Source organism: Litoribaculum gwangyangense (assembly GCF_039543505.1).
GTDB lineage: Bacteria > Bacteroidota > Bacteroidia > Flavobacteriales > Flavobacteriaceae > Litoribaculum > Litoribaculum gwangyangense.
In genome coordinates, this window is sequence record NZ_BAABJW010000001.1 from 875,736 (window position 1) to 890,703 (window position 14,968).

A 14,968-nucleotide genomic window follows, 5' to 3' on the forward strand; every position below is an offset into this window, starting at 1 on the left:
TTGCTTGGTGTTAAGCGTTCACTTCTTCTTTAATCCAGTCGTAACCTTTTTCTTCAAGCTCGTGTGCTAATTCTTTGGTACCCGATTTTACAATTTTACCGTTATAAAGTACGTGTACGAAATCTGGAACTATATAATCCAACAAACGCTGATAATGAGTTATAACTACTACAGCATTATCTTTACTTTTTAATTTGTTTACGCCATTTGCTACAATTCGAAGCGCATCGATATCCAATCCAGAATCAGTTTCATCTAAGATGGCTAACTTTGGATTTAACATGGCCATTTGAAAAATTTCATTTCGTTTTTTCTCGCCACCAGAAAACCCTTCGTTTAAGGAGCGGGATAAAAATTTTCTATCAATCTCTAGTAAATCTGCTTTTTCACGAATCAACTTTAGCATGTCTTTAGCTGGCATATCTTCAAGTCCTCTGGCTTTTCTAGATTCGTTAATGGCTGTTTTAATGAAATTAGTTACAGACACACCTGGGATTTCAATCGGGTATTGAAATGATAAGAAGATACCTTTGTGGGCACGCTCTTCAGCGGCTAATTCATCAATATCTTCACCTTCAAAAAGTATATTACCCTTGGTTACTTCATAGTCCTCTTTACCGGCAATAACGGAGGCAAGCGTACTTTTACCTGAGCCATTTGGTCCCATGATGGCATGAACTTCTCCCGGTTTAACTTCTAGATTAATTCCTTTTAAAATGCTTTTATCTTCAATACTTGCGTATAAGTTCTTTATTTTTAACATACTATTCTTTACCTAATTTTATTATATCATCTTTGCTTTTTGGAGCAAAAACATTCAATATTTCTTCTATTTCTAACTTATTATCCCAAAGAATCTTTTCATCATTTTGTGTTGTTATTTTTCCTCTTACTTCTACTTGAACCATATCGGTTGGTTGAGTTTTGAATTTCTCCGCAAGTTCATTTAACTCTAGCATTTTATCAGTTATAAAAACACCATAAATTTCGGATTGAGTTTGTAAAACTGCCGCACCACCATAATAAACGAATTCACCTTTAAGTAATGTTAAACCATCGCTTTGTTTTTCGGTTTTTTCAATATTTCCATTTAAATTGGTGTCTTCTGTTTGTTCTGAATTTTTATCATTTTTACAACTTACCAAGACAGAAATACAGAAAATTAGAAAAATTATTTTTTTCATTTTAAACAGTAAAATTTATCCAACACTTCCTTCTAAACTAATTTCCAATAATTTTTGGGCCTCCACAGCAAATTCCATAGGGAGCTTGTTTAAAACTTCTTTGCTAAAACCATTTACAATTAGAGCAATAGCTTTTTCGGTATCAATACCACGTTGGTTACAGTAAAAAATTTGATCCTCACCAATTTTACTGGTTGTGGCTTCATGTTCTATTTTTGCGGTTTTATTTTTGGCTTCAATATATGGGAATGTATGAGCGCCACACTCGTTACCCATGAGTAAACTATCGCATTGCGAAAAGTTGCGGGCATTTTCTGCTCTGGAGTTTATTTGAACCAAACCACGATAACTATTTTGAGATTTTCCAGCAGAAATTCCTTTAGATATAATAGTTGACTTGGTGTTTTTACCTAAGTGAATCATCTTTGTTCCCGTATCCGCTTGCTGATAATTATTGGTAACAGCAATTGAGTAAAACTCGCCTACCGAATTATCACCTTTTAACACACATGAAGGATATTTCCAAGTTACAGCAGAACCTGTTTCAACTTGTGTCCAAGAAATTTTTGCATTTTTCTCACACAAACCACGTTTGGTTACAAAATTGTAAACACCACCTTTACCTTCAGAGTTTCCAGGGTACCAATTTTGTACTGTGGAATATTTTATTTCGGCATTGTCCAAGGCAATCAATTCGACAACTGCTGCGTGTAATTGATTTTCGTCTCTGCTTGGAGCGGTGCAACCTTCCAAATAACTTACGTAACTACCTTCGTCAGCAATTACTAAAGTTCTTTCAAATTGACCAGTTCCAGCTTGATTGATTCTAAAGTATGTTGAAAGCTCCATAGGGCATTTAACACCTTTAGGAATATAACAGAATGAGCCATCACTAAAAACGGCACTGTTTAAAGCTGCATAAAAATTGTCTTTTTGTGGAACAACGGTGCCAATATATTTTTTTACGAGTTCAGGATGCTCTTTGATAGCTTCAGAAATACTCATAAAAATAATACCCTTCTCACCTAAGGTTTTCTTGAATGTGGTTGCTACCGAAACCGAATCGACTACCACGTCCATGGCAACCCCAGCCAATTTTTTTTGCTCGTCAAGTGAGATGCCAAGTTTTGCAAAAGTTGCCAATAACTCTGGGTCTACCTCATCTAAACTATCATATTTTGGTTTGCTGTTTGGAGCTGAGTAGTATGAAATAGCTTGAAAATCTGGTTTTGCGTAATGCACGTTTGCCCATTCAGGTTCGGTCATTTCTTTCCAAGCTTTAAAGGCTTCAAGCCTCCAATTGGTCATCCATTCTGGCTCTTCTTTCTTCTTAGAAATCGCACGAACAATATCTTCATTTAAACCAACAGGAAAGGTATCCGATTTTATATCGGTGTAGAAACCATATACATATTCCTTGGTTTTGAGTTCTTCTCGTAAGTCATCTTCAGTATACTTGGACATAATGCTTTATTATTTTTTATAATGAAAATGATTCGCCACAACCACAAGTTCGGTTGGCGTTTGGATTATTGAAAACGAAACCTGTGCCGTTTAAACCTCCTGAATATTCTAAGGTGGTTCCTATTAAGTATAAAAAGCTCTTTTTGTCAACAATAATTTTAACGCCATTGTCTTCAAACACTTTATCGCCCTCTTGATTTTCTTTATCAAACTTTAAATCGTAAGATAAACCAGAACAACCACCACTTTTTACCCCTACACGAATGTAATCCGTGCTTGGGTTATAGCCATCATCTTGCATAAGTTCGATGACTTTCTTTTTAGCTGTTTCAGAAACTTTTATCATATTCTATTAATTAAATTTAGAAATGTTTTAAAGAAAATTTATTAAGACAGTTTCTAAATAGAGTACAAATATACAATATAAGTCATGGATTTCCATATAACCTAACATTATATTAGCATATAGTTTTATAGGTTTTTGTTATGGATTTGTAAAGTCTGGGTTGTTTATAAATTCATAATCTGAGAGAGAGAGTAAAAAGGCCTTCAAATTGGCTTTATCTTGGGCGGATAATTGCACGCCTCCCTGGACGACTTTTTTCATTAAAGGGTCAATAGTAGCTGAGTTTTTTAAGCCCTCGGAATAATGATTTATAACCTCGTCTAAAGTTGCAAATCTGCCATCGTGCATATAAGGCGCTGTAAATGCTAAATTGCGAAGCGATGGCGTTTTGAATTTTCCATTATTTGAAGGGTCGCCAGTAACGGCTCCCAAACCTAAATCTGTAAAGGTTTCATCTAAACCATTGTTATGGAATATATTATCGGTCCACAGCGGGTTTTTATCGCTGCCGTGACAATGAAAACAATCACCTTTGTTTTCGTTCATAAATATATTAAACCCTTCCAGTTCTTCTGGGGTTAATTCTATTTCACCTAAAAGATATTTGTCAAATTTCGAATTTGAAGAAATTAAAGTACGTTCAAATTGGGCGATTGCTTTGGTTACCAAAGTTGAATCTATGGTTGAAGTTCCAAAAGCTTGTTGAAATAAATTAGGGTATTCAGGATGATTTTGAAGTTCTTTTTCTACCTGTTGCCATGAACTTTTCATTTCAATTGGATCTGAAACCGGAACTAATGCTTGATGTTCTAAACTGAACACTTTTCCGTCCCAAAAGAATTTTTCGTCATAATTCCATGCTAAATTAAAAAGGGGCATAGAGTTTCTTGTGCCTAAAATGCCATCAATTCCGTCGCTAAATTGGGATGAATCAGTGAACGCATTTTGTGGAGCATGGCAATCGGCACAGGCTTGGGTGTTATTACCGGATAAAATTGGATCGAAAAAGAGCTTTTTACCTAAAGCGACTCCTTCAACCGTTTGTGGATTATCAATAGGAATTACAGGATTTAAAATGTTGTCTTCAAATAACTTTGGTATTTTCAGTGGATTTAAAACTGGAACATATTGATCTACCGATTCATTTGAACAAGAAAAACTAATGAACATAAGTATTAGACAATTATGTTTAATCCATTTTTTCAAGGCATTAAGGGATTATTGATTAACTGATTTTAAATTAAATACGTTTTGTCCATTTTCAAACATCATGATTTGGGCATTATAATTAGGCATCAGCATATTGTTTAACACATTTAAATCCCAAGTATTGGGATTTTTAAACCATTCAGCAATATTCATTTCAATATTAAATACGGCATTATTTGATATGGTTACAGCGCCTAAATCAACTTCAAAAAAAGTATCTTGAAATATAGGTGTAGCTCCAGAATTATCAACAGCTCTTATGGTGTGGTATGCAAAACCTGTTTCGGTTGCTGTATTGTCCATGAACTTACCTTCTAGTTGCATAAAATGATAGCCACCACCTAACATTTCTGGTACATTCCATGAGGTAGAATTTAAGTCGGGATAATTAAAATTGTAATTATCATCATTGTTAAAACCAAACGTAAAAGATAAACTCTTATAGGTGCCCGATGGAATTGTCGTAGTTGGTGTAAATGATAAATTTTTATTGTTCGTAACGTCAATTAGCTTATAACTATTTATTGTAAAAACTTCATTATTAGAATTTTGAAATGTAATTCTTGAAATTAAATATCGAAGTCTTTCGATGCTTAATTGTTCGCCATTTGCATTTGTATATTGAATAGTATTGAAGTTTACATTTGAAACTTCTACTCCATCCCAATTGTGGGTAAAATTAAAAGTTAAATTTGCCTGTGAAATAGTATCATCTTTATCTTCACTACAGGAAAACAAAACAAAACAAAACATCAATATTGAGGCAATTATTTTCATTTTAATTTTATTATTAACAAATCATTAAATCCTTTGTTTTCAGGTATTTCTAAATTGTTACTTGCTGATTCACCAACAGCTATAATTGATTGGTCATTCAATTCAACGGCATCGTAAGCAAAATCAATATTTGACCCACCAATGGTTTTTTGCCATAATAAATTAGCATTGGCATCTATTTTTAAAATCCAAGCATCGTTTTGCCCACGGTTAACTTCAACATCTCCATCAGCACTTCTGGAACTGCCAGAAATTACAAATCCATTGTCTAATGTTTTGAAAATGGAACGACCTACATCAAAACTGCTGCCACCAAAAGATTTTTCCCAAATTAAATTTCCATCAGAGGATATTTTAATAATCCATAAATCGGCAGCTCCTTTATTCATAGAAACGTCCAAATCACTACTTCTAGTATCCCCAACAATTACGTAATTTCCATCATCTGAACTTGTTATGGCTCTGGCTTCATCAATTTCTGATCCTCCAAAGGATTTTTCCCAAAGAAGGGTGCCAGTTTCTGAAATTTTAACAACCCAAAAATCATAGGAGCCTTTGTTTGCCGAAATGTCGACATCATTACTATCTGAGGAACCTACAATTATATATCCGTTGTCATCAGTTTGAATCACATCATTAGGAATATCTGTAAATGTACCACCGTAATAGCGACTCCATTGTTTGTTACCAGAAGGGTCTAGTTTAATAACCCAATAATCGCCGCCAGCATGTTTAATTGAAGCGTTTTTACTATTCCCTAAACCACCCGAAGCGGATACATCTAAAACCCCAGTTAATAAAAACCCATTATCGTTGGTTTGAATAATGGATATGCCAATATCAGCACCAGAAAAACCAAACGATTTTTGCCAAGTGATATTTCCTGAACTATTTAATTTCAGTATCCAAAAATCTTGTGCTCCAAAGTTTTCGGAAACGTCTATATCATTGCTTTTACTGTAACCAATGATGGCAAATCCACCATCGTTGGTTTGTACAATATCGCTTGCTCTATCATCATCACTCCCTCCATAGGTTTTTTGCCATTGGATATTGTTGTTTGCATCAAATTTAAGTAACCAATAATCGAAAGATTCATTTGTTTTTCCCTCAATGTCGGCATCCATACTTTGCGTGTAGCCCATTATGACATACCCTTCATCAATAGTCTTTATGATGGACTGAGCGCTTTCATTTTTTAAACCTCCTAAAGTTTTAATAAATTCGATTTGAATTTCAGAATCTGTAATACTTGTAATATCACTTTTTGACGAACAACATAATATTAAAAGGCAAGAGCAAACCGTAAAAAAAGAAGAATCCTTAAAGTTCATATTAAAGAATTACAAATCACTTTTCTTAACAATAAATAAGCCTCTGTTAATGTCACTTATAATAATATTTCCACTTGGAAAATATGGGTAAACACTCCAAGCCCCATTAAAAGCAGCGATATTATTTTCAGGATGGGTATCAAAATAACCAATCTCGGTTATGGATTTACTCTCTATATCTGTAATATCAAGTACTCTCATGCCTGCTGTATAACTTGCCTGAACGTATGAATTCCTATTCACATATCCATTGTGGTCAATGGCAGAAGTGGGTCCAAAATAATCCATATGATATCTAGGGTTGTCTAAATCGGAAAAATCAAATACTACAGTTCGGGTGTTGGCTCCAAAATTTATTTCATCAAGCTCATCACCTAGAATGAAATATTTCATGTCTTCGGTAAACCAACCTTGATGCGTGTAACCTACATTGTCGTAACTAATACTTGATATGAAAACAGGGCTAGCTTTGCTTGTAACATCAATAATCACTATTTCATTTTCGTTACTTCCTATTAAAATTTCTTTTCCAATATAAGTATTATCGGGGCCATTGTACAGGATTGCCTGAGCATCATGTGAATACCCTAAGTAGCCACCAGACTCGATGGGATTTAAAGGATCTTGAATATTAATAAACAATGGGCCACCTTGATAAGTTCCAGTTCTATTGGTGCCAACGGCATAAGCGTAACCTGTATTTTCATTGATAACAATATTATGTGCGCTCCCAAATCCCGTATATATTTGGTCCTCTGTAAATATTTCAGGTGGGTTAGTAACGTTTCTTAAACGTGTTAAATCAAATATTTGCATCCCATGTGTGGTAGCCCTATCAGCTACTATATAAGCGTAGTTGTTGAATACTTTAACATCCCTCCAAGGACTACTGACTGTTGCTGTTGGTAATTTTCCGATTATAACGGGTTCATTTGGAGTTGTTATATCAACAAAAGCAACGCCTGTTGTGGCGCAGAACAGAGCGTATTCTTTTCGAGTTTCTGGGTCTACCCAACCCCAACAATCATTTCCTTCGGCCGTCGGTCCTCCCAAATCTGATATTGGGACAAATCCGATCAAATCATAATCATTGCAGGGATAGATATCGGCAAAACCATCGAGGCACTTAGCTAGTGGTATAATTTCATTATTTTCTATTACCTCAACTTTTTCAACAGGTTCAGTATTACAAGATTGAATCAAATAAAATATTGCGAATATTAAAAAAATAGAGTAGACAAATCTTAGGGATTTCATAGCAAAACTTTTATTAATAACTAAATAGGTTATGTTTTAGTATAAAGATAGTAAAAACAAAATTAGCTTCTTATTTTTGCAGTATGATAGAAGATAAAAATCAACAGCGAACCCAATTAAGTGATTTAGGAGAGTTTGGACTTATAGACCATTTAACCAAAAACTTTAAGTTAAAAAAAGGCTCAACGATTAAGGGAATCGGAGATGATGCGGCTGTGTTAAATTTTAATAAAAAGAACATTGTTGTAACTACAGATTTACTTGTTGAAGGTGTGCACTTTGATTTAAGTTATGTGCCTTTAAAACATTTGGGATATAAATCTGTGATTGTAAATTTATCAGATGTGTATGCCATGAATGCGAATGCAACACAAATAACTGTCTCTATTGCAGTGTCCAATAGATTTCCTTTGGAAGCTCTTGAGGAGTTGTATTCGGGTATAGAAATGGCTGCTAAAATATATGATATTGATGTGGTTGGGGGAGATACGACATCATCAAATACAGGATTGTTAATTTCAATAACGGCCATTGGAGAGGTAGAAACTAAAAAAGTAGTTTATAGAAATGGTGCAAAACCGAACGATTTACTTGTTGTAAGTGGTGATTTAGGGGCTGCATATATGGGGCTTCAAATTTTAGAGCGCGAAAAGGAAGTTTACAAGGTGAATCCTAACAATCAACCAGATTTAGAACCTTATAACTATATAATTGAACGTCAATTAAAACCTGAAGCACGTAAGGATATTGTTAAATTATTAAATGATTTGGAAGTATGTCCAACTTCTATGATTGATATTAGCGATGGGCTTTCTTCAGAAATTATTCATATATGTAAACAAAGTAAAGTAGGTTGTGATTTGTATGAAGAAAAAATCCCTTTAGACCCGCAAGTAATTTCTACCTGTGAAGAATTTAATATTGATAGCACTACGGTAGCTTTGAGTGGGGGGGAAGATTATGAGTTATTGTTCACTATTTCACAAGAAGATTATCCAAAAATTAAAGCAAATCCTAATCTAAGCGTAATTGGTTACATAAAGGAAGAAAAGGAGGGGTTACATTTAGTTACTAGAGCAGAAACGAAAATTCCTATTAAGGCACAGGGTTGGAAAAATTTTAATGGCTAAAAACCAATAAATTATCTACGGAGGCATTTTCCTTAACTTGTTTTTGGATGCGTTTTCTGTGGATGCGCTCTAAAACATCGTTGATTTCTTTGAATTTTGGCGTTAATTCAACCAAATGTCCATTACCACTGGTGGTTAATTCTTTTTTACAATTTTTACAAGTGTATTCTTTAACGTGATAGGTAACGTGGCGAGTAACATGATAGTTATGACCAAACATTTTGCAATGTATGTTTTTCATTTAATTCAATATCTTTTAATTAATTCAACTAGGAGAGATAGTGAAATTATTAAAAAACATTTATTATTTTAAACAAGTTGACTATAAATCGACGAAGTGATAGATTTTCTCTTTAAACGTTCCATTCGGGTGGTGTGAATACGTTCCAAAATAGCATTAATCTCTTTAAACTTGGGGGTTAGCTCTGTTAACGTACCGTTGCTGTTTGTGGTTAATTCTTTTTTACAATGCCTACATGTATACTCCTTAACGTGATAAGTTACTTTTTTGGTTACTTGATACTCATGACCAAAGATATTGCAGTACATTTTTGGCAGTAGTTTAGGTTTGCTAGTTGGTGTTTTTTTCATATTCGGAGCATTTAGAGAATAAATTTATACAAAAAAAACAAATAAACGATGAAATGTTATATATTTTCGACGAAATGCATTAGTGTTTGTAATAAATCATCTTTATTCTCAATATGGCTCATATGTCCATCTGGAAGTTCAACTATTTTCACAGGGGTGTTTTTTGCTTGATCAATTAGCGAAAAGTAATCTAGAACAGGATCTTTTTTACTTACAATCATAAGTTGTTTATAATCCATGTTTTTCAGAAGTTGTGTTCTATTTTTTCTGATTTTCATACCTTCCAAAGCAGCTACTATTCCTTGTAAGGGCATCTGTAAAGCTTCTGTTTTTATTTGTTTTATTTCTTCAGAAAAAATGCTTCGGTTTTTCGGTCTGAATAAATTTGAAATTGATATATTAATAAACCGTTCATGGTTTTCCTTAACTGCCATTACAGCTCTGTCTCTGTTTTTTTTTCGTTCTTCTGAATCCGCTAAGGCAGTAGAATTCATCAAACACAAACCCTGAATCATGTCAGGATTTTTTTCCGCGAAAGCGAGTGCCACATAACCACCCATAGAATGCCCCACGAAAAAGGCTTTTTGGATCTTTAGTTTTTTTATTACAGCTTCAACGGCTTCTGCCATCATTTCCATTGTGTGAACATAACCTAAACATTCAGTTTTACCATGGCCCAATAAATCCATGCATATGACCTTATTATTTTTAGCTAAACTTGGGATAAAAGGTTTCCACATGGAACTATTTTCCAAAAAGCCATGAAGCAAAATTAAAGGATAGCCTGTCCCTTTATCCATGTAGAAAATACGACTCCCTTTATGTTCTATATACATTTTTAATTTATATTAGTCAAAGATAAGCCATACTATGAATAAAACTAAAGAAACCTTTGTGTTTGGTTTCGCTTTGTTTGCTGGGTTTTTTGGTGCTGGAAATTTAATTTTGCCTCCTCTTTTAGGTTTTAAATCTGGCCCAGATTGGTGGATAGTTTCCATTGGGTTCATGATAACAACTGTAATTATACCGCTTTTAGCCATTTTTGCACATGCTAAATTACAGGGCACAATGTTTGATTTTGGCAAAAAAGTATCTCCCTTATTCAGTACTATTTTCTGTTTCGTTGTGTACGCCATAGTTATTGCTTTGCCATGTCCCAGAACAGCCGCTGTTACACATGAGATAGCCATCGCCCCTAATTTTGAAACAAGTGCTTTTCTAACAAGTTTGGTGTATTTTACATTAGTATTTGTCTTTGCTTTTAATAGAAGTCAAGTTCTAAATCTTCTTGGCAAATATTTAACACCAATAATAGTTTTAATCCTGCTAGCTATAATTTTTGTTGGAGTTTTTTCTCCCGTTAAAGAAATGAATTCATCAATTTTTGATGCACCATTAATCAGCGGATTGCTTGAAGGATACCAAACGTATGATGCCATAGCAGGATTGGTTACTGGAGGAATCGTTATTGTATCCATAAACAGTTTCAAAACGAATTTGAATTTTGTTGAAAAGAAAAAGATGATTGCCAAATCTGGAATTATTGCAATGACGGGTCTCTTCATAATTTATTCTGGTCTGATAGTCATTGGAGCCATTTACAATAAACAATTTGATTCAAATATTTCTAGAACAGAACTACTTTCTGCCCTAGCCTTAAAAACATTAGGAGATATAGGCTCAACCTTTTTGAGTGTTTTAGTTAGCTTAGCCTGTTTTACTACCGCAGTGGCCATCATTGTTAGTATAGCTGATTTTTGTAAAGCCTATTTTAATAATTATAAAAATGCTTATTTAGTTACAACTGTAGGGTGTTGTTTAGTAGGTATTTTTGTTGGTCAATTGGATGTAAACTATATTATTAATTTAGCACTTCCCGTTTTAATGTTTATATATCCAATATGTATCGTCTTAATTTTACTTAATGTAATTCCAGAAAAGTGGGCTTCAAAACTTGTTTTTAGATGGGTAGTTTTTGTGGCGTTTATTTTTAGTGTTCCAGATTTTTTAGGTTTTGTAATTCCGATGGAGAATTTGGAAACTTTAAAAATGATTATTCCTTTAGCAAATAAAAATTTAGGGTGGGTTTTACCAGCTATTCTCACATTTATTTTGGTAAATATATTTGAAAGTCACAATCATCAAACTAAGATTTCACCTTTTTAATAGCGGTAAAAGCCTTATCAACAAATTCATCTTCAACCAAAATAGTGAATTCGTTTGTGGTGGAAATAACCTCGTAAAGTACCACGCCTTCCCAAGCTAAGCGTTTAAAAAAATGGTAATATAAACCTGCGATTTTAGAGTTGTCTTTTGGCAAATTGATACTGATAGCTGAGAGTCCATCTTGTACAGCAAGAAAGGTTTCATTTTGTAATTGCTCTTCAATAAATGCATTTAAACTACTGGAAATAATTAAGTTACTCTCATGGATACCTCTGGTGAAGGTGTAAAATAATTTAGATTCTTGATTGATTTTTTCTAGAATCTTAGCGTGATTATCAATAATAGTGTCTGAATTTTTTACTGTAAAATCCGTAAGATTAGAGCGTACCGTTATATCCCCTAAATTTTGGATAACGCGTTTCATTTTAACGGTATTAGACAAGGCCGCTGGCGGACTGTAACGTCTTAATGCCATCATAATGGCTCCAGGTTTCACATCCTTTTTTAACATTTCGCTAATAGGTGCAGTAAGTTCAATAGCCAATGCGCTAAAATTGATGATGTTTCTGGAAAGCGCTTCTTCTAAATAAGGTTGTGATATTAAAATGTCTTCAACACAATTAGATACAGTTTTCATGTTAATTATTTAACAATATGTGCAAAAATAAACATTTTTTTCAATAAACATCGTTATTACTCAAAGGAGTTATAATTTTACAGCAAATTAATGAAAATGAAAGTATTAAAATTCGGAGGAACTTCCGTTGGTTCAGTAGAAAATATAAGTCATGTTAAAAACATCATCAATGATGGAGAAAAAAAAGTAGTCGTGCTTTCGGCTATGTCTGGTACCACAAATCAATTGGTGTCGATATCCCAAGATATTGCTGATAATCGTCCCAATGACGCTATCGAAAAAATCAATAAATTGCATGAAGCATATTTTTCTACCATTGACAACCTTTTAACGAATAAATCATTCAATGAAGATGTTAAAACATATGTTTCCAACATATTTAATTTATTGGTTGAATCAACTTATAAAGCATTTTCAGAAACTTTAGAAAATCTCATAGTGGCTCAAGGAGAGTTACTATCAACCTATATGGTTAATAGTTACTTAAAGCAGGAAAATATTAGTTCTACTTTGTTGCCTGCTTTAAGTTTTATGCGTATTGATGCATTTAAAGAGCCAAATTTAGAATACATTTCCAGACATTTCAAGAGTGTTTTTGATAAGGCCGAAGATTCTCAAATTTACATCACACAAGGGTTTATTTGTTTAGATGACAATGATGAAATTTCCAATTTACAGCGTGGTGGAAGTGATTACACGGCAACCATAATTGGAGCTGCCATTAAAGCCGAAGAGGTACAAATATGGACCGATATTGATGGTATGCATAATAACGACCCAAGATATGTGGAAAACACGAAGCCAATATCCAATTTGTCATTTGATGAGGCTGCGGAATTAGCATATTTTGGAGCTAAAATTTTACACCCACAAACGGTTACTCCAGTCAGGGCGGATGGAATTCCTGTTCGATTAAAAAACACTATGAATCCTGAAGCTTATGGGACTTTAATTTCTAATGAAACTTCCCAAAATGGCGTCAAGGCTATAGCGGCTAAAGATAATATTACGGCCATAAAAATCAAGTCGGCTCGAATGTTGCTTGCACACGGTTTCTTGAAAAAAGTATTCGAGATTTTTGAGGCACATAAAACGTCAATAGATATGATAACGACATCTGAAGTTGCAGTTTCATTAACTATTGATGATGATAAAAATTTAGATAAAATTTTATTAGAGCTTCAAAAAATAGCCACTATTGAGGTAGATAAAAACCAGAGTATAGTATGTTTAGTAGGACATTCCATAGTGAACCACCAGGACACTTATAAGTTGTTTCAGATATTGCGAGATGTAAAAATTAGAATGATATCTTATGGAGGAAGTAATAACAACATCTCATTATTAATTGATACTAAACATAAAATAGCCACTCTACAAAAGCTAAATAATTATTTATTTGAATTAGTCACTCTGTAAATTTCAAGTTTAGTAGTAAAAAAGGATTGTTATGTAACAATCCTTTTTGTTTTTTCATGAGTTCATTAACTCCTCAATCTCTTCAACTTCTATAGGAATATTTTGCATCAAATTAAATGGTTCTCCTTTTTCTTGTATAACCACATCATCCTCAAGACGAATTCCAAAACCTTCATCAGGGATATAAATTCCTGGTTCTACTGTAAAAACCATATTGGGAAGCATGGGTTCAGTTAAAATCCCATAATCGTGTGTATCTAAACCAATATGATGTGAGGTTCCGTGCATGAAATATTTTTTATAAGCAGGCCAATCAGGGTTTTCATTTTGTACATCTGCTTTATCGAGAAGTCCTAATCCTTTTAATTCACTGGTCATGATTTTTCCAACTTCAACATGGTAATCTGCCCACATGGTTCCAGGAAGGAGCATTTTAGTAGCTTCTTTTTTAACGCGATTCACCGCATTGTATACATCCTTTTGCCTTTTGCTGAATTTACCTGAAACAGGAATGGTTCTTGTTAAATCACTCGAATAATTAGCATATTCAGCAGCAACATCTAGTAGAATCAAATCACCAGTTTTACATTGTTGATTATTTTGTACATAATGTAAAACATTGGCATTATTACCAGAAGCTATTATGGGGGTGTAAGCAAAACCTTTTGAGCGATTTCTTAAAAACTCATGCATCAATTCGGCTTCAATTTCATATTCCCATACATTGGGTTTTACAAAATTTAATAGGCGCCTAAAGCCTTTTTCGGTAATGTTACAAGCTTTCTGCATTAGCTCGATTTCTATAGGGTCTTTTACAGAGCGGAGTCTTTGTAAAATGGGGTTGCTTTTTGCAACAGAGTGTGCAGGATATTTTTCTTTTAACCATTTCGTATACCGGTCTTCTCTAGTTTGGGTTTCTACATTTGCCCTGTAATGTTCATTGGTGTTTATGTAAATGGTATCACATTGGGTCATCAGTTCAAACATAATTTTTTCCATATCCTTGAGCCAATAAACAGTTTGTATGCCACTGGTTTCAAAGGCCGCTTCTTTGGTTAATTTTTCCCCTTCCCAAACAGCAATATGGTCATTCGTTTCTTTTAAAAATAAAATTTCCCGATGTTTTTCTTTTGGGCAGTTAGGGAATAATACCAATATACTTTCTTCTTGATCAACCCCACTTAAATAAAATATATCTCGATGTTGTTCAAAAGGCATCGTGCTATCTGCACTAATTGGATAGATATCATTTGAATTAAAAACAGCTAAACTGTTGGGTTTCATTTTAGCCGTAAAATTTTTACGGTTTTTTATAAAAAGATTTTTGTCAATGGGTAAATATTTCATGGAAAGTTTAATTAGTTTATAAAAGTAGTAAAACTAAAAAAATCTATAAGATAATTTATTATATTTGATTATCCCTCAAATACTTTTGTACAATCAACAATTCAAAT

Annotated in this window: 16 protein-coding genes; 3 read left to right on the forward strand and 13 right to left on the reverse strand. The window is 33.6% G+C overall.

What is annotated here, in order from left to right; translation table 11 throughout:
* Positions 1-10: 10 nt before the first annotated feature.
* The 8 genes from sufC to ABD963_RS03875 all read right to left on the reverse strand — a co-directional run bounded on the left by sufC (position 11) and on the right by ABD963_RS03875 (position 7,571).
* Positions 11-763: a Fe-S cluster assembly ATPase SufC gene (gene sufC, locus ABD963_RS03840; RefSeq protein WP_345275614.1), complete on the reverse strand. Its 753-nt coding sequence runs from the start codon at positions 761-763 to the stop codon at positions 11-13.
* A gap of 1 nt (position 764) precedes the next feature.
* Entirely contained in the window at positions 765-1,184 is a 420-nt protein-coding gene (locus ABD963_RS03845; protein WP_345275615.1) for a hypothetical protein, read from the reverse strand.
* A 15-nt stretch (positions 1,185-1,199) separates the two neighbouring features.
* Positions 1,200-2,648 (reverse strand): Fe-S cluster assembly protein SufB, encoded by a 1,449-nt coding sequence (sufB, locus tag ABD963_RS03850; RefSeq protein ID WP_345275616.1) that lies wholly within the window; start codon positions 2,646-2,648, stop codon positions 1,200-1,202.
* Between the two features lie 16 nt (positions 2,649-2,664).
* Positions 2,665-2,994, reverse strand: a complete 330-nt coding sequence (locus ABD963_RS03855; protein WP_345275617.1) for a HesB/IscA family protein — start codon at positions 2,992-2,994, stop codon at positions 2,665-2,667.
* A 138-nt stretch (positions 2,995-3,132) separates the two neighbouring features.
* Complete coding sequence (locus ABD963_RS03860; protein WP_345275618.1) at positions 3,133-4,164, reverse strand: cytochrome-c peroxidase; 1,032 nt, start codon at positions 4,162-4,164, stop codon at positions 3,133-3,135.
* 48 nt (positions 4,165-4,212) lie between these two features.
* Positions 4,213-4,980: an MbnP family protein gene (locus ABD963_RS03865; RefSeq protein ID WP_345275619.1), complete on the reverse strand. Its 768-nt coding sequence runs from the start codon at positions 4,978-4,980 to the stop codon at positions 4,213-4,215.
* A complete protein-coding gene (locus ABD963_RS03870; protein ID WP_345275620.1) occupies positions 4,977-6,314 on the reverse strand; it encodes a hypothetical protein in 1,338 nt (445 codons plus the stop codon). The genes ABD963_RS03865 and ABD963_RS03870 overlap by 4 nt, the downstream gene beginning before the upstream one ends.
* Before the next feature lie 9 nt (positions 6,315-6,323).
* Positions 6,324-7,571 carry a choice-of-anchor B family protein gene (locus ABD963_RS03875; RefSeq protein WP_345275621.1) on the reverse strand — a complete coding sequence of 416 codons (1,248 nt, stop codon included), beginning with the start codon at positions 7,569-7,571 and terminating at the stop codon, positions 6,324-6,326.
* 83 nt (positions 7,572-7,654) lie between these two features.
* Here ABD963_RS03875 and thiL point away from each other — a divergent pair, with 83 nt between their 5' ends.
* On the forward strand, positions 7,655-8,701 hold the full coding sequence (gene thiL / locus ABD963_RS03880; RefSeq protein ID WP_345275622.1) for a thiamine-phosphate kinase: 1,047 nt from the start codon (positions 7,655-7,657) through the stop codon (positions 8,699-8,701).
* Here the strand turns inward: thiL and ABD963_RS03885 are convergent.
* The 3 genes from ABD963_RS03885 to ABD963_RS03895 all read right to left on the reverse strand — a co-directional run bounded on the left by ABD963_RS03885 (position 8,691) and on the right by ABD963_RS03895 (position 10,128).
* Positions 8,691-8,942: a hypothetical protein gene (locus ABD963_RS03885; RefSeq protein WP_345275623.1), complete on the reverse strand. Its 252-nt coding sequence runs from the start codon at positions 8,940-8,942 to the stop codon at positions 8,691-8,693. The two genes, thiL and ABD963_RS03885, sit on opposite strands and share 11 nt — an antisense overlap.
* Positions 8,943-9,010: 68 nt before the next feature.
* A complete protein-coding gene (locus ABD963_RS03890) occupies positions 9,011-9,250 on the reverse strand; it encodes a hypothetical protein (RefSeq protein ID WP_345275624.1) in 240 nt (79 codons plus the stop codon).
* A 98-nt stretch (positions 9,251-9,348) separates the two neighbouring features.
* Positions 9,349-10,128: an alpha/beta fold hydrolase gene (locus ABD963_RS03895; protein ID WP_345275625.1), complete on the reverse strand. Its 780-nt coding sequence runs from the start codon at positions 10,126-10,128 to the stop codon at positions 9,349-9,351.
* A 34-nt stretch (positions 10,129-10,162) separates the two neighbouring features.
* Between ABD963_RS03895 and brnQ the strand changes: the two genes are divergently transcribed.
* The gene (gene brnQ / locus ABD963_RS03900) at positions 10,163-11,458 is read left to right on the forward strand and encodes a branched-chain amino acid transport system II carrier protein (protein ID WP_345275626.1); all 1,296 of its coding nucleotides are present in this window, start codon (positions 10,163-10,165) and stop codon (positions 11,456-11,458) included.
* Here brnQ and ABD963_RS03905 read toward each other — a convergent pair.
* Entirely contained in the window at positions 11,439-12,095 is a 657-nt protein-coding gene (locus tag ABD963_RS03905; RefSeq protein WP_345275627.1) for a hypothetical protein, read from the reverse strand. The two genes, brnQ and ABD963_RS03905, sit on opposite strands and share 20 nt — an antisense overlap.
* A 96-nt stretch (positions 12,096-12,191) precedes the next feature.
* Between ABD963_RS03905 and ABD963_RS03910 the strand changes: the two genes are divergently transcribed.
* The gene (locus ABD963_RS03910; RefSeq protein WP_345275628.1) at positions 12,192-13,514 is read left to right on the forward strand and encodes an aspartate kinase; all 1,323 of its coding nucleotides are present in this window, start codon (positions 12,192-12,194) and stop codon (positions 13,512-13,514) included.
* A gap of 54 nt (positions 13,515-13,568) precedes the next feature.
* Here the strand turns inward: ABD963_RS03910 and ABD963_RS03915 are convergent, their stop codons facing one another.
* Positions 13,569-14,861: an aminopeptidase P N-terminal domain-containing protein gene (locus tag ABD963_RS03915; RefSeq protein WP_345275629.1), complete on the reverse strand. Its 1,293-nt coding sequence runs from the start codon at positions 14,859-14,861 to the stop codon at positions 13,569-13,571.
* Positions 14,862-14,968: the final 107 nt, after the last annotated feature.

What these genes read in the sequence shown, in the direction of transcription:
- ABD963_RS03875 (WP_345275621.1), bottom strand. Translation starts at nt 7,571, where the DNA reads ATGAAATCCCTAAGATTTGTCTACTCTATTTTTTTAATATTCGCAATA.
- ABD963_RS03860 (WP_345275618.1), bottom strand. Translation starts at nt 4,164, where the DNA reads ATGTTCATTAGTTTTTCTTGTTCAAATGAATCGGTAGATCAATATGTT.
- thiL (WP_345275622.1), top strand. Translation starts at nt 7,655, where the DNA reads ATGATAGAAGATAAAAATCAACAGCGAACCCAATTAAGTGATTTAGGA.
- ABD963_RS03845 (WP_345275615.1), bottom strand. Translation starts at nt 1,184, where the DNA reads ATGAAAAAAATAATTTTTCTAATTTTCTGTATTTCTGTCTTGGTAAGT.
- ABD963_RS03855 (WP_345275617.1), bottom strand. Translation starts at nt 2,994, where the DNA reads ATGATAAAAGTTTCTGAAACAGCTAAAAAGAAAGTCATCGAACTTATG.
- ABD963_RS03895 (WP_345275625.1), bottom strand. Translation starts at nt 10,128, where the DNA reads ATGTATATAGAACATAAAGGGAGTCGTATTTTCTACATGGATAAAGGG.
- ABD963_RS03865 (WP_345275619.1), bottom strand. Translation starts at nt 4,980, where the DNA reads ATGAAAATAATTGCCTCAATATTGATGTTTTGTTTTGTTTTGTTTTCC.
- sufC (WP_345275614.1), bottom strand. Translation starts at nt 763, where the DNA reads ATGTTAAAAATAAAGAACTTATACGCAAGTATTGAAGATAAAAGCATT.
- ABD963_RS03885 (WP_345275623.1), bottom strand. Translation starts at nt 8,942, where the DNA reads ATGAAAAACATACATTGCAAAATGTTTGGTCATAACTATCATGTTACT.
- ABD963_RS03915 (WP_345275629.1), bottom strand. Translation starts at nt 14,861, where the DNA reads ATGAAATATTTACCCATTGACAAAAATCTTTTTATAAAAAACCGTAAA.
- ABD963_RS03890 (WP_345275624.1), bottom strand. Translation starts at nt 9,250, where the DNA reads ATGTACTGCAATATCTTTGGTCATGAGTATCAAGTAACCAAAAAAGTA.
- sufB (WP_345275616.1), bottom strand. Translation starts at nt 2,648, where the DNA reads ATGTCCAAGTATACTGAAGATGACTTACGAGAAGAACTCAAAACCAAG.
- ABD963_RS03905 (WP_345275627.1), bottom strand. Translation starts at nt 12,095, where the DNA reads ATGAAAACTGTATCTAATTGTGTTGAAGACATTTTAATATCACAACCT.
- ABD963_RS03870 (WP_345275620.1), bottom strand. Translation starts at nt 6,314, where the DNA reads ATGAACTTTAAGGATTCTTCTTTTTTTACGGTTTGCTCTTGCCTTTTA.
- brnQ (WP_345275626.1), top strand. Translation starts at nt 10,163, where the DNA reads ATGAATAAAACTAAAGAAACCTTTGTGTTTGGTTTCGCTTTGTTTGCT.
- ABD963_RS03910 (WP_345275628.1), top strand. Translation starts at nt 12,192, where the DNA reads ATGAAAGTATTAAAATTCGGAGGAACTTCCGTTGGTTCAGTAGAAAAT.